This window comes from Desulfobacula toluolica Tol2 (assembly GCF_000307105.1).
Taxonomy (GTDB): Bacteria; Desulfobacterota; Desulfobacteria; order Desulfobacterales; family Desulfobacteraceae; genus Desulfobacula; species Desulfobacula toluolica.
The window spans coordinates 2,357,811-2,371,961 of the sequence record NC_018645.1 but is presented as its reverse complement, the minus strand read 5'-3'; the positions used below and the strand labels follow the sequence as shown (position 1 = coordinate 2,371,961).

The following is a 14,151-nucleotide window of genomic DNA, read 5'->3' as shown; positions in this document are numbered from 1 at the left end:
ATGGATGCTCAAAATCTCTATATAATTGACATGAATTTTCATTCAAAAGCAACGTAAATGTAACTTTTGAGATTTATAATTTCATTATTCAATAGTGGTCATTAGCGAGCTGAGGGTGCATTCTATAGATGGTTGTTACACCAAGATAAACAATTGGTGTGTCAGTAAGAGCTAATAACCATCTTGCAATCAAATTAGTTGAAAATAGTTTTATCATGCTTTCTGGGCTAATTGTCCCTCCAAAAGCAACTAGGAGGAAGACACCACAAGCTAATGATTGAGAAATGAATGTAGAAACATTGTTTCTTAACCATAAAAACCTTCCAGTTGTTTTATGCCTAAGCCAACTAAAAATTGTTACATCAGCGAATTGAGATATTAAAAAACTACAAATTGCAGCGAACAATGTCCGAGTATTGCTATCAAGGACAGCTTTATAAGCTTCTTGCTTTGTCCAGAAAGGTGCAGATGGTAGCAAGATTGCAAACTGAATAGATGTTAATGATAACAGCAAAACTATTGCTCCTCCAATAACAAAATACATAGCATATTTCTTACCATAGACCTCACTAACAATGTCAGTTATTGGAAATGTTAAACTCCACAAGAAAATACCTGCAGGGACGTAAAGCCCTCCAATATGAGCAATTTTTGTTCCTATAACTGTATTCATAACCAAACTACCACAAAAAACAGAACATAGGATAATATATGTTCTAAGAGATTTGTCGCTAAATGAATTGTTAATAGTATTATAGTTGGCCATTTTTGTTATTTCCTTCAGATCAAGGTAGTTTGTTATGTTTTCTCCATAGTGACGGATTGTCAATAAAAGAAGATAAATCTTGGAATACATCATTATTTATAAGAGCATTTTCATGCAGAAAAATAATAATTTCTCTGGCAGAACAAAAAGAAAAATGTGTTATTTCATATTTTGAAAAATTTTTGGTTGCTATTGGATTTTCATACGTCACTAAAGAGCCAACACTTCTGACTTTGATTCCATATTCAATTAAGGTATCCATTGAAGCTAAAGAATGTCTAGAGTAATGCACAACATCATCTATGACCAAACAATTACAACATTTTCCTGTTTGGTTTTTAGTGAGTCCGGAAATACTATTATTTGATGAAAAATCTATCTTATTTTCAAATTTAATATATATTGTCCCGATATTTTTGTTAAGTTTCAATGAAAGCTGCTTGGCAGCTAACCACGCTGGAATTAATCCTCCTGATGCTACTCCACAAACAATATCTATATTGCTGATTTTATGTATATTGTCTTCTATTAACAACTTCATAATTTTTTCGAACAGTTTTACATCTGATAAAATTGCGTTTACGTCAATAAAGATAGGAGTAGCATACCCGGAAGAGTTAAAGAGTATATCTTTATTCTCAAAAATGCTGCTTGTCTTTATGGCTCCAGCATTCCACATTAAAGATATAAAGGAACTTTTTGATTTATCCATAACTAAATTTGCTCTAAATACGAATCTACAATCGATATCATATGTTGTATACTTTTATCCTTCTGGTTAGAAAATAAAGAAACCAAATAATTGTCATTCATTAAGTCTTTTTTGTGCGCAACCCCAGGATCATTAAATAATAATAATTCAGAATTGTACACTTCTGGAGGGATATCATATAGGTTCTGAGAAAAAATTGTTTTGAAATCAATAAATGCATTCAGCATTGATCCCCCACTCTGAACTATCCATGTCTCGATTCCAATGCCTCCTAACCCTACCACGTTTGAAGCCTTTGAGGTTAAGGCATTTTTAAATATTGATTTTGCAGCAATTATATTGGCTAAGATAGACTTTAATACAGATTCCCCATGATTTTTTAAGATATTAGTATATTGCAGCTGTTTGGCCATATGCGTAATTACAATATTATTTGGCAATTTGAGTATAAATGTCACATCAACATCAATAATTTTATCATGAAATTGCACTTCTCCTAAGTGCCACTGAGAGGGGCGATTTCCTTCAAGAATTTTGGCAGAGGTTTTTTCTGCAAACAAATTACATGCTTGCAATATATTATCATCATCAAAAGTATCCAACTCTACTAGATAATCATAATCAATAGTATGCTTATTTTTCGTAATGCAAGTACGTCGAGCAATAGATCCAGATGGAATTATGCTGTGACAACAAATCCCAACTTCATCAAGCAATGAGTTGATAAACTTAGCAATAATAGTGGAAGTCAGTTGATGAGAAGTGAAAAATGGATCTATAGATTCTTCTATATCTCTGATGAAATTTTTATGTTTTTTTTTACTAATACTATCATTTTTGTAAACATAATTAATTCCACCTATTGATGGCAATCCATTAAATACTGTCTCTTTGTACTTTTTATAATCTTCTTCTGAAAACAATAATCTTCGTCTATGATCCCATATTGATATATAGTTCGGGCATTTAGATATTTCAGATTTCAAATAGTTTAGCTTTCTAAAATCATTACATAAAATATCATTGACTATGATCTCTTTCTTGTTGTTGCTATTATGAATAAAGCTTGCTATGAAAGTCCTATTGTCAGGAAACCTGTATGTGAAATTGCAATTTGTAGAGCTGAGTAGCAAGTCCTTTAATTTGTAAAATGTTTTTATATTATTTCCCATATTAACCAGCCATATTTGACAATATCATTAATCAAAGCCTATTATTGTATCGCCTTCTTGTCGTTCGTATTCATTCCACCATTTTTTAATTAGCTTTTCCCAACTATCGATATTGTCACTTCTCCGTGAATCATTTTTTATTCGCCTCAAACATTCTTTTTCACAAGTTTCAAGTATTATAACTTTCGAATTTAATAATTTTTTCAATTGCTCTCTATCTTTAGCAAGGGCACCCCAATTGATAACCCATGAATTATTGAAATGACCATTAATTGGTGGCTCTACTATCAGCTTATACAAATGATCTCGAACACTTTTTACGAATGGTAGAATGTGAGATGGCTTTTGATACCAAGGTTGTCCAGATATTGCGTGAGATAAAGCATCCATATCAATGATCAAATCACCACTATTTGATTCTTTTTTTACATAAGTAGTTTTCCCGCTACCAGGAGGACCACAAATAACGTAATTCATATTCATAACTGTTTTTTTATGTTAACGCTTGGGTAACGGGCAGCAAGGGTTTCCAATAAAATTCATTGGAAGCACATCATCCAAAAGTTTTTTTAACCTTTAAAAAGAAGGAGACCCTTGCTGTCCGGTTCACCCGCCTGTTCAAGTAAGCCGCTGCGCGGCAGATTAAGCCGTATCATCATTGTTCAATTCCATTGCTCATGGTATCTTGTTACCGGCTTGCAGGTCGGTATCTTCACCCGACAAGGTTAAAGAAAAAAGGAAGATACCATGAGCAATTTAATCAAACGTTTTAAAGAAGATCTCCAACTTGCCGGTTATGCAAAAAGGAGCATTCAATCCTATACCAGTTCGGTTTTAAGACTACAGCGCTTTTACAATAAACCATTAGAAGATATCACTGAAGAACAGCTCCGTCAATACTGGCTTTGCTGCCAGAATGAATTCGGCTGGAGCGCTGCTACTCTGCGGATCAGTTACTCTGGTATTCAGCATTTTTTTACCAAAACGCTGGTCCGGTCCTGGAACATTTTCAACGACATCAAATGGAAGCGTGAGCAGACCTTACCGACTATTCTGAGTCTGGAGGAAGTCAGAAAGATTATTTATGCCCTTCCCACTGTGCAAAGTCATGCATTTTATTTGACATTATATTCCATGGGACTGCGTTTAAGGGAGGCAACAACACTTCAGGTCAAAGATATTCTTTCCGACAGGGGACTTGTGCATATTCACGGTGGAAAGGGTGCCATGGACAGGACGGTGCCTTTACCCAAAATAACCCTGTTGACGTTGCGCAAATACTATAAAACCCATCGCAATTCAAAATGGATATTCCCTGCTTTGGGCCGCAATGGCGGTAAGGACGCTCAATATGCCAAAAATCATGTCAGTGACAGTGGGGTTCAAGGCGTTTTGCGATCTACTTTGAAACGCCTGAAGTTTAAAAAACATGTTCACCCTCATGTCTTCCGCCATGCCTATGCGACGCATTTGCTGGAAGCTAATATCCCCATACGCCATGTGCAAAAAATATTAGGCCATAAAACCCTTAAAAGCACCATGATTTATCTGCATGTGACCACACAGGCCCAAGTTGATTCCAATGACAAAGTTTCCAAAGTCATGCAGGGGGTGTTGTCATGAGTGCTGTTCAAAAAATCTTCCAAATGTATGGGCCGAAATATCTGACACTTTATGGAGATCGAATGCCGAAGTCTCATAAAAAAACCATACGGGATATCAGTGCCTGCAGAAAGGGTTCCTTTGGAACAATGGTGTATGAATGTGATGACTGCCGTAATCTGCATTTTATTCACTGCTGCTGCGGCAATCGTCATTGTCCCAACTGTCAGCAGAGTAAAGCGGACCAATGGCTGGATCAGCAGATGAAAAAGCTGCTGCCGACCTATTATTTCCTGTTAACCATTACACTTCCCCAGGGCCTGCGGGATGTTGTAAGGTCTCATCAAAAATTATCTTATGGTGCCCTGTTTTCATGCACCAATGAAGCCCTGAAAAAACTGGCACAAGATACACGGTTTATCGGATCTGATCGAATCGGATATCTGGCAGCCCTCCACACATGGGGCGGCATGCTTCAGTATCATCCACATTTGCATATAATAATTCCCGGAGGTGCTTTATCTGATAATGACCAATGGCTTTCTTCCAGACAGGATCTGTTTGTTCACACAAAACCTCTGGCGGTCATTTTTAAAGCCAAATTCAAAGATGCCATAAAAAAAGCCGGGCTGCTCGATAAAATTGATTCCGCAGTATGGAAACAGCAATGGGTGATTGACAGCCAGGCCGTGGGGCAGGGACAAAATTCCCTGCGCTATCTTTCAAGATATGTGTTCCGGGTTGCCATCTCCAATAATCGTATTAAAAGCATTGAAAATGGCGTCATCAAATTTTTGTATAAAGACCGTGAAAAAAAGAAGTGGAAAACTATGGCATTGGATGCCATGGAGTTTATCCGACGATTCTTGCAGCATGTTCTTCCCAAAGGGTTTATGAAAATTAGACATTATGGATTTCTCAATCCCAACAGCGCATTGTCCATAGAAAAAATCCGTGAACTCATCTCATTCATCCATGACATTATTGCTCTTTTTATTAAAATCCCGGAACTTGAAATACCGGGTATTAAATGCAGCCATTGCGGGCATGATTTGAAATTTATTTTCTTTGCAAAGCCGGAACCAAGAGGCAGGCCCGGATAACTTCACAAAACTGACTACCCGGTGTTGCTCGACTTTAAAAACAGCCTGATAAATGACTATCGACATGCTTCAGTATCCGTACGCCAAATTGACGGTATTTTAATTTTTGACCTGGGTTTTAAGGGCTGAAAACGACCTGAATTTTGATTTTTACATCAGGATAAAGGCCATCTTTTGATATTTTAATCACATCTTGTCATAAACACATCCAGCAAATCGTTAACCTTTCCCCCTATTGATCCGCGGCTTCTTGAACCATAGGATTAGTACCGAGCCTCGTGCCTCGGCACGGTTACTAATCCTTTATTTGTTATCTGATCAGTTCTATTTTTATCAGATTGTTATGTTTTCGGGTCAGTGACTTAATTTGGAACTTGCAAGACGATTTAGACTTACACCAGCTTCTGCTGCTTTGATAGCAAGAGTACGATGAACATCTGGCGGAACACGAACCATAAATTTACCGCTATAATTTTTAATAGCGATAGGTTTAGGAATTTTTTCTTTATTCCTCTTCATATCCGTTACCACATCGGCAACTAAATTTCGGATACCTTTCAAAGCGGCTTCAGGCGTTTCAGTCAACCAGCTTAAACTTGGAAACTCTGCACACAGACCAATATACTCATCGTCATCGGCTGACCAAGTTACTCGGTATGTGTAGTGATCATTTTTTATTACCATTCTCCACCTCCAAACGCTCAATGGCTTTTAGGACTTGCTTGACTTGGTAGGCCTTTGCTTTTCCTTTAGAGTTCTGGATATTAACACGAGGGTCTCCTCTCCAAGGGGTTTTGTATACTCTATGGCTTGAGCCTGATTGTCTCGCGTCACCAAAGTAAAAATCACAAACTTTGCATAATTCTGAAAACTTGACATCTTTCGGACTGTTTTTAAACTGCTTCAGTTTTCCAGCTATGCTTTTCATGTGTAAATGATACTATTATTGATATCAATGTCAAGTTTAAAATTTGTCGATCCTCATCACTGGGATACGGTTCTAAAAGATAACGCTTGGGTAACGGGCAGCAAGGGTTTCCAAAAAAGTTAATTGAAAGCATATCATTCAAAAGTTTTTCAACCTTTAAAAAGAAGGAGACCCTTGCTGTCCGGTTCACCCGCCTGTTGGGCATAACATTACTTCGGCCACTCTTTGTACTTTGACGGATAAATAGTGATCTCTTCTTTATCCCAGATATCGAAAATGGCTTGATGGCGAAAGTTATCAGAACCGTGATTGCGGTTGCGAAACTGGAGAAGCCAAGTATAGATATCCGCCAGTTGCAAGAAGCGGCTAAGGTGAGAGTGGGTGAAATGTACAGAATCAACCAAGCTTTTGATGTCTCTACCAAACGCGAAATCTGTGCCAATAGCCCGATAACCAGATAAACTGCCAGCATATCGTTCGGCTACCCTGTCGCTCTCCCGATCCCCGATCAACATCCCCAGGCAAGACTGAGCCTTGCAAAGGTCGTTGGCTCTCTCGCAAAAGAACATGAAAGCAACCTCGTCAGGAACTTGGTTTTGCCAAAGCTTTCCTGCATTAATCTGAACATCAATTAAGTTCAACTGTGGCATTGAAAGTATCTGCATCAGTTTATCGAAGAGCGCCACTCGCTGTTTAAAATTTACCCAATCTTTAAAGTTTTTTTTCCGGTGGTAAATCTCGGTAGCATGAAGTTCATTGCCGCGTTCTAACCGCGAGCTGCCAAATGCCTCCTCAACGACTTCATTAATGCGCGCCTCAACTTCAGCCAAGTGTTCTTCGTCTATGCCAATACCGCCAATGTGGTAGTGAGGATAGCCGTCATCATTCTTTGCTTCGTCAAAAAAAATCAGTTTCATTTTAATAATTGCCTTGCAGCCCAACGCTTGGGTAACGGGCAGCAAGGGTTTCCAAAAAAGTTAATTGAAAGCACATCATTCAAAAGTTTTTTCAACCTTTAAAAAGAAGGAGACCCTTGCTGTCCGGTTCACCCGCCTGTTGTGTGCCGGGCACGGCACACGTCTTAAGGGTGAGCCTGCATCTTCCTTTATGGAAGTCAAGGCAAGTCCCAAGCCCAGCCAGATGGAGGCGAAGGGCATAGTGTTATCACAACGGGGTCCCGGTGACGGTACTCCGGAAGGCAGTGGCTTCGCCGAGGCGGAGTGGCACAAAAGTACGGGGTGACGTACAGAAATCGAGTTAGGCGTGCATTTGCGGGACGAGCCTGCAACACAAGGTAAAGTCCTCTATCCATTATAGGCAATGTCCGTATACTCGGCACCCACGTATTGAAAGACGTGTGTTTTACCCCGGGAGATCTTCCATGCTGCCCTGGGATGCCGCGTGCGGCAGAAATTGGCTGAGGGCAGGGTAACCTGCTCCGACCGCATGGAAGAAGTCAGCAGAGGGCATAGTAGCCGCAGGAAAACGAGCCGTGAATTCCACGGAGGACTCACCCCGGTGAAGGCCCGAACGGTGCCCGGACCGAATGGTACGGGTAAATGATAGAGACAAATAGGAGGTGTATACTTATGGACATATTGCCACAGCAGATGGAAATGTTCACAGCGTTACAGATCACCGAAAGTCCGACAGAAAGTTCCCGACTCATGGAGTTTATCCTTGAAAGGGGAAACATGTTCAGAGCATTAAAAAGGGTCCGTAGCAACAAAGGGGCACCTGGAATCGACAACATGACCGTTGATCAACTACCGGGTTACCTCAGACGCCACTGGCCCAAAGTTAAGGGAAAGTTGCTGCAGGGAAACTACAAGCCATTACCGGTGAAAAGGAAAGAAATTCCTAAACCCGATGGCGGAGTAAGACTGCTCGGCATTCCAACAGTTTTGGATCGTTTGATCCAGCAAGCCGTCAGCGAGATATTGCAGCAAATATGGGACCCGCATTTTTCTGAGTCCAGTCATGGATTCAGACCTGGAAGATCCCAGCATGATGCCATACTCCAAGGCAAAGTTTATCTGCTCTCAGGATATACACACTCTGTTAATATGGATCTTTCCAAATTTTTCGACAGAGTGAACCATGACCGCCTCATGAGCCGTCTGGCTGAAAGAATAAAGGATAAGCGGGTTCTCAAGCTTATCCGAAGTTACTTAACAGCCGGTGTCATGATCGACGGGGTGGTTGTATCTGCCGCTGAAGGAACTCCTCAAGGCGGCCCTCTTTCACCAGTGATCTCAAATATCGTTTTGGATGAACTGGATAAAGAGTTGGAGAAAAGAGGGCATAAATTTGTCAGATACGCTGATGACTTTGTCATATATCTCAAGAGCAAGAAAGCGGCCGAACGTGTTATGAAAAGTGTTACACGGTTTATAACCGTAAAGCTCAGGCTCAAGGTCAATGAAGAGAAAAGCAAGGTCAGCCGACCATGGCTGGACAAATTTCTCGGCTACACATTTATCAGTATGTGCGGCAAGACCAAGATCCGCATACACCGGAAAACAATCGAGCGCTTCAAAGAAAGGGTTCGAGAATTAACAAACCGGAACTGTGGTCTAAGTCTTCCCCAGATCATTGATAAATTGAATATGTACATCAGGGGATGGTGGAATTATTACTGTCTCACCGAAGCAAGACACATATTCAAGTCCTTGAACGGCTGGATTATCCGCCGCTTGAGATGTGTTGTATGGAAACAGTGGAAAAATCCCGGAACGAAAATCCGGAACCTGCTTAAACGAGGCATACCGTTTCAATATGCCGTCACTTGCGGAAATTCCCGCAAGAAACACTGGCGCATGAGCAGGGTTAAATGGGTTGTCATGGCTCTGCCAAACAAATATTTCCTTTCTCTTGGATTATTTCTGCCCGGGAACTAATCTGCCTGATCAGCCGAACCGCCGGATACGCGATCCGTATGTCCGGTGGTGTGGGAGGGCTCCTCAGTGATGGGGGGTCCTATCCCGATGTGTGCCGGGCACGGCACACGTCTTAAGGGTGAGCCTGCATCTTCCTTTATGGAAGTCAAGGCAAGTCCCAAGCCCAGCCAGATGGAGGCGAAGGGCATAGTGTTATCACAACGGGGTCCCGGTGACGGTACTCCGGAAGGCAGTGGCTTCGCCGAGGCGGAGTGGCACAAAAGTACGGGGTGACGTACAGAAATCGAGTTAGGCGTGCATTTGCGGGACGAGCCTGCAACACAAGGTAAAGTCCTCTATCCATTATAGGCAATGTCCGTATACTCGGCACCCACGTATTGAAAGACGTGTGTTTTACCCCGGGAGATCTTCCATGCTGCCCTGGGATGCCGCGTGCGGCAGAAATTGGCTGAGGGCAGGGTAACCTGCTCCGACCGCATGGAAGAAGTCAGCAGAGGGCATAGTAGCCGCAGGAAAACGAGCCGTGAATTCCACGGAGGACTCACCCCGGTGAAGGCCCGAACGGTGCCCGGACCGAATGGTACGGGTAAATGATAGAGACAAATAGGAGGTGTATACTTATGGACATATTGCCACAGCAGATGGAAATGTTCACAGCGTTACAGATCACCGAAAGTCCGACAGAAAGTTCCCGACTCATGGAGTTTATCCTTGAAAGGGGAAACATGTTCAGAGCATTAAAAAGGGTCCGTAGCAACAAAGGGGCACCTGGAATCGACAACATGACCGTTGATCAACTACCGGGTTACCTCAGACGCCACTGGCCCAAAGTTAAGGGAAAGTTGCTGCAGGGAAACTACAAGCCATTACCGGTGAAAAGGAAAGAAATTCCTAAACCCGATGGCGGAGTAAGACTGCTCGGCATTCCAACAGTTTTGGATCGTTTGATCCAGCAAGCCGTCAGCGAGATATTGCAGCAAATATGGGACCCGCATTTTTCTGAGTCCAGTCATGGATTCAGACCTGGAAGATCCCAGCATGATGCCATACTCCAAGGCAAAGTTTATCTGCTCTCAGGATATACACACTCTGTTAATATGGATCTTTCCAAATTTTTCGACAGAGTGAACCATGACCGCCTCATGAGCCGTCTGGCTGAAAGAATAAAGGATAAGCGGGTTCTCAAGCTTATCCGAAGTTACTTAACAGCCGGTGTCATGATCGACGGGGTGGTTGTATCTGCCGCTGAAGGAACTCCTCAAGGCGGCCCTCTTTCACCAGTGATCTCAAATATCGTTTTGGATGAACTGGATAAAGAGTTGGAGAAAAGAGGGCATAAATTTGTCAGATACGCTGATGACTTTGTCATATATCTCAAGAGCAAGAAAGCGGCCGAACGTGTTATGAAAAGTGTTACACGGTTTATAACCGTAAAGCTCAGGCTCAAGGTCAATGAAGAGAAAAGCAAGGTCAGCCGACCATGGCTGGACAAATTTCTCGGCTACACATTTATCAGTATGTGCGGCAAGACCAAGATCCGCATACACCGGAAAACAATCGAGCGCTTCAAAGAAAGGGTTCGAGAATTAACAAACCGGAACTGTGGTCTAAGTCTTCCCCAGATCATTGATAAATTGAATATGTACATCAGGGGATGGTGGAATTATTACTGTCTCACCGAAGCAAGACACATATTCAAGTCCTTGAACGGCTGGATTATCCGCCGCTTGAGATGTGTTGTATGGAAACAGTGGAAAAATCCCGGAACGAAAATCCGGAACCTGCTTAAACGAGGCATACCGTTTCAATATGCCGTCACTTGCGGAAATTCCCGCAAGAAACACTGGCGCATGAGCAGGGTTAAATGGGTTGTCATGGCTCTGCCAAACAAATATTTCCTTTCTCTTGGATTATTTCTGCCCGGGAACTAATCTGCCTGATCAGCCGAACCGCCGGATACGCGATCCGTATGTCCGGTGGTGTGGGAGGGCTCCTCAGTGATGGGGGGTCCTATCCCGATAGCTAAATTAAATCATTGAGATAGTTCATGTGCAAAAAACCAATAATCTTATTTTGTATTGGTAAATTCATTTTTAAAATATTCGCCTCATGATCTCTTTCGGGAACAATAACATAAAAACCAAATTCACCATGTTTTAAATCAAGGTCTCCCATTAAACGCCATTCCCTTTCATGGGTAAAGTCAACATTTCCATAATCGAATTGAACATGGCGCCATTTTTCATCATCTGGAATCCAATGAGCCTCATCATCAGGCAAATAAATTACTGGTCTTGCTCCTGCCCTCCATGCAGATGATTTTGACATTGCTATGCCGAAATAATCGTATTTATGTTTTGAGTATCCTTCTTTGATATAATATTTTACAAAGCTGAGGGGCATTTCAGTAAAACATACTGCTTGTTTTGTTCCTTTAATGAAGCCTTCATTACCACTTCCACGAATAATCCCTTCAGATAGAATTGAGTGCAGGGCTTTTTCAGCTGTTAATCCACCAGCACTGCTGCTTCTATCTCCTGTGAGATGAATAAGGGCATTTGTAATGTCTGGTCGTATTTTCACGGTATTGGTAAATAAGCTAACGCTTGGGTAACGGGCAGCAAGGGTTTCCAAAAAAGTTAATTGAAAGCACATCATTTAAAAGTTTTTCAACCTTTAAAAAGAATGAGACCCTTGCTGTCCGGTTCACCCGCCTGTTCTCTCAGGATTTGTTTATTGGTGTGCAGCCATATATTCAGTAATAGCTTGAGACAGTAGGCCTGATCTGCTGGACCCATATTTTTTTGCATATTGATCAACAGTTCTTAGTAATCTTTCAGGCATTGTAATATTTATGCGTTTCGATTTTAATGAGAGCTTACTTATATCTACCTCAATTAGTGCCCAAGTTCCATTTTTATAATTGGGATCATCTTTGTGCTTTTCAATATCGGTAGTTGTTGGAATAGGTTCTGAATCAATAAGCATTCCTTCAATATGACACTCTGCTGCTTCCTGTGCCATATTAATTGCTTCTTCGATAGTCTCTCCTGCAGAGTAACAACCCGGAAGATCAGGAATAGTTATGCTATAATCTGAATCTGGGTCTTTATGAATAACGATGGAATATTTCATAGTTACCTCCAATCCCACCCGGCTTGCCGATAAATATTTCGTAAAGTTCCAATAGCTAAATCCTTTTTAGGATGAGGAATGGTTACTTTCCCTTTTTTAGCTGGATGCTTAAATTGGTGATGATCTCCTTTAGCATGATGGAGAATCCATCCATCGCTTTTTAACCTTCGAATTATGTCTCGGTTGTTCATATTATGTGTATGATACACACCATATTGTTTTATGTCAATATTTTTAATGATAGTCGCGTGTTAAGAGAGAACAGTGTCAATAAGTGGAAATTTTCCATAATATTGACGGTAATAGATGTTAAATTTTTCCACTTATCACGATATTGGGCTATGAAAAATAGAAAATTATGTCTTGTTAAAATATTTAACTGCTCTTTTTCCACTTATTGTGCTATTATCAGCAGCATCATGGAAAATAAATCAAAATTCCGTCCAAATCCAAAATTAAAATTAATGGATCAGGTCCGAGAGGTCCTGAGGTATCACCATTACGCATATCGTACCGAGCAAACCTATACTCAGTGGATATTACGTTATGTCCGTTTTTTCGGTGCTAAAACACATCCTCGTGATCTTAATGCCCGTGATATCGAGCGTTTCCTGTCTGATTTAACGCTTACGCAAAAAGTATCGGCCTCAACCCAGCGTCAAGCCCTAAACGCCCTTGTTTTTCTTTACCGAGATGTACTGGACCTTCCCCTGGATGGAAAAATTCAGCCGGTTCGTTCAAAAAAAAAATTCAACTTGCCTACAGTACTCGGCAGAGAGGAAATTATCCGACTATTCAGACATATAAATGGAACACATGCTTTGATGGCCAAGCTCCTGTATGGTTCAGGGCTGCGGCTTATGGAATGTGTTCGTCTGCGGATCAAGGATCTTGATTTTAACCGTAAGCGAATTCATATACTCGGCAAGGGAAACAAATGGCGAAGTACTATTCTGGCTGACCCAATTCTTTCTGAACTGCAAACCCATATTAAAAATGTCAAGGCTTTGCATCAATGCGATCTTGAGCAGGGATTCGGTGAAGTATACATTCCAGAGGCTTTAGGCCGAAAATATAAAAAGGCTGCCATGGAAACCCAGTGGCAATACGTTTTTCCATCGAAAAAACGCTCCATAGATCCCCGATCAGGTCGGGAAAGAAGGCATCACGTCATGGAGTCCGGTCTTCAAAAGGCGGTAAAAAGAGCAGCGGGAATGGCTGACATTGACAAACGTGTCACCTGCCATACATTGCGCCACAGTTTGGCCACCACCATGCTGGAGAACGGAATCAACATCCGAGTGTTGCAGGAAATCATGGGCCATTCAGATGTCAAGACTACAGAGCGGTATACCCATGTGATGGACAAGGATATTTCCCGTATTATCAGCCCTCTTGAAGGTCTGAATTTGTAATACCCAACTTGTGAATGATTGGGTGTGTCCCAGCTTTTACATTAGCAAAAATCAGACCAATCTTAAAATTCTTATAAATTCGTTAAAAAGGGCTTATATTCCGGAAAAATGCTTGCTATACATCACTCCAAGAGTAAAAAAGCGATCAAATTTTCATAAAATTCGATTTCAGGCTGATTTTGAACCTTCTTTTTTGAATGAGACGATCATATTATGTAAAAGGTGGGACACACCCGAATGATTTAGTGTTTTAAAAAAATGTTGCGGGCAGACTTATAGAAGATACAGCTCCGCCCCTTCGATTACTTAATCGCCGTCAGCGACATCAAAGAGCAAATAAACAGTTTTGTACTATATAAGGGGTTTTTTAGAAAATCAATAGGTAAAAACCCCTAGTTTTTTTAAAAAAATGAATTGT

At 41.2% G+C, this 14,151-nt stretch carries 16 protein-coding genes; 5 read left to right on the top strand and 11 right to left on the bottom strand.

The window, feature by feature from the left end:
* Positions 1-88: 88 nt before the first annotated feature.
* The 4 genes from TOL2_RS10885 to TOL2_RS10870 all read right to left on the bottom strand — a co-directional run bounded on the left by TOL2_RS10885 (position 89) and on the right by TOL2_RS10870 (position 3,127).
* Positions 89-766 (bottom strand): queuosine precursor transporter, encoded by a 678-nt coding sequence (locus tag TOL2_RS10885; protein ID WP_014957518.1) that lies wholly within the window; start codon positions 764-766, stop codon positions 89-91.
* A 19-nt stretch (positions 767-785) separates the two neighbouring features.
* Complete coding sequence (locus TOL2_RS10880) at positions 786-1,478, bottom strand: orotate phosphoribosyltransferase (RefSeq protein ID WP_014957517.1); 693 nt, start codon at positions 1,476-1,478, stop codon at positions 786-788.
* Between the two features lie 2 nt (positions 1,479-1,480).
* On the bottom strand, positions 1,481-2,401 hold the full coding sequence (locus tag TOL2_RS10875) for a hypothetical protein (RefSeq protein WP_148278098.1): 921 nt from the start codon (positions 2,399-2,401) through the stop codon (positions 1,481-1,483).
* A gap of 276 nt (positions 2,402-2,677) precedes the next feature.
* Positions 2,678-3,127, bottom strand: coding sequence for an ATP-binding protein (locus tag TOL2_RS10870; RefSeq protein WP_041279429.1), 450 nt, complete (start codon positions 3,125-3,127; stop codon positions 2,678-2,680).
* 270 nt (positions 3,128-3,397) lie between these two features.
* Between TOL2_RS10870 and TOL2_RS10865 the strand changes: the two genes are divergently transcribed.
* Complete coding sequence (locus tag TOL2_RS10865) at positions 3,398-4,273, top strand: tyrosine-type recombinase/integrase (RefSeq protein ID WP_014957515.1); 876 nt, start codon at positions 3,398-3,400, stop codon at positions 4,271-4,273.
* Positions 4,270-5,355: an IS91 family transposase gene (locus TOL2_RS10860; protein WP_014957514.1), complete on the top strand. Its 1,086-nt coding sequence runs from the start codon at positions 4,270-4,272 to the stop codon at positions 5,353-5,355. Before TOL2_RS10865 ends, TOL2_RS10860 begins: the two co-directional genes overlap by 4 nt.
* Positions 5,356-5,709: 354 nt before the next feature.
* Here the strand turns inward: TOL2_RS10860 and TOL2_RS10855 are convergent, their stop codons facing one another.
* The 3 genes from TOL2_RS10855 to TOL2_RS24870 form a co-directional block, all read right to left on the bottom strand.
* Positions 5,710-6,039, bottom strand: coding sequence for a type II toxin-antitoxin system HicB family antitoxin (locus TOL2_RS10855; RefSeq protein ID WP_014957513.1), 330 nt, complete (start codon positions 6,037-6,039; stop codon positions 5,710-5,712).
* A gap of 453 nt (positions 6,040-6,492) precedes the next feature.
* The gene (locus tag TOL2_RS10845) at positions 6,493-7,200 is read right to left on the bottom strand and encodes a DUF3800 domain-containing protein (RefSeq protein WP_014957511.1); all 708 of its coding nucleotides are present in this window, start codon (positions 7,198-7,200) and stop codon (positions 6,493-6,495) included.
* Between the two features lie 75 nt (positions 7,201-7,275).
* Positions 7,276-7,440 carry a hypothetical protein gene (locus tag TOL2_RS24870; protein ID WP_158406100.1) on the bottom strand — a complete coding sequence of 55 codons (165 nt, stop codon included), beginning with the start codon at positions 7,438-7,440 and terminating at the stop codon, positions 7,276-7,278.
* Between the two features lie 402 nt (positions 7,441-7,842).
* Here TOL2_RS24870 and ltrA (TOL2_RS10835) point away from each other — a divergent pair, with 402 nt between their 5' ends.
* Positions 7,843-9,183 carry a group II intron reverse transcriptase/maturase gene (ltrA, locus tag TOL2_RS10835; protein WP_014957509.1) on the top strand — a complete coding sequence of 447 codons (1,341 nt, stop codon included), beginning with the start codon at positions 7,843-7,845 and terminating at the stop codon, positions 9,181-9,183.
* Here ltrA (TOL2_RS10835) and TOL2_RS10830 read toward each other — a convergent pair.
* Complete coding sequence (locus TOL2_RS10830) at positions 9,180-9,371, bottom strand: hypothetical protein (protein WP_014957532.1); 192 nt, start codon at positions 9,369-9,371, stop codon at positions 9,180-9,182. The two genes, ltrA (TOL2_RS10835) and TOL2_RS10830, sit on opposite strands and share 4 nt — an antisense overlap.
* Before the next feature lie 402 nt (positions 9,372-9,773).
* Between TOL2_RS10830 and ltrA (TOL2_RS10825) the strand changes: the two genes are divergently transcribed.
* Positions 9,774-11,114, top strand: coding sequence for a group II intron reverse transcriptase/maturase (ltrA, locus tag TOL2_RS10825; RefSeq protein WP_014957509.1), 1,341 nt, complete (start codon positions 9,774-9,776; stop codon positions 11,112-11,114).
* A gap of 91 nt (positions 11,115-11,205) precedes the next feature.
* Here ltrA (TOL2_RS10825) and TOL2_RS23605 read toward each other — a convergent pair whose 3' ends face one another.
* The 3 genes from TOL2_RS23605 to TOL2_RS10810 all read right to left on the bottom strand — a co-directional run bounded on the left by TOL2_RS23605 (position 11,206) and on the right by TOL2_RS10810 (position 12,509).
* The gene (locus TOL2_RS23605) at positions 11,206-11,841 is read right to left on the bottom strand and encodes a hypothetical protein (protein ID WP_014957508.1); all 636 of its coding nucleotides are present in this window, start codon (positions 11,839-11,841) and stop codon (positions 11,206-11,208) included.
* Positions 11,842-11,916: 75 nt separating this feature from the next.
* On the bottom strand, positions 11,917-12,318 hold the full coding sequence (locus TOL2_RS10815) for a type II toxin-antitoxin system HicB family antitoxin (RefSeq protein ID WP_014957507.1): 402 nt from the start codon (positions 12,316-12,318) through the stop codon (positions 11,917-11,919).
* Between the two features lie 2 nt (positions 12,319-12,320).
* Positions 12,321-12,509, bottom strand: a complete 189-nt coding sequence (locus tag TOL2_RS10810; RefSeq protein ID WP_041279425.1) for a type II toxin-antitoxin system HicA family toxin — start codon at positions 12,507-12,509, stop codon at positions 12,321-12,323.
* 150 nt (positions 12,510-12,659) lie between these two features.
* Between TOL2_RS10810 and TOL2_RS10805 the strand changes: the two genes are divergently transcribed.
* Positions 12,660-13,733, top strand: coding sequence for an integron integrase (locus TOL2_RS10805; protein WP_014957506.1), 1,074 nt, complete (start codon positions 12,660-12,662; stop codon positions 13,731-13,733).
* The last annotated feature ends 418 nt before the right edge of the window (positions 13,734-14,151 follow it).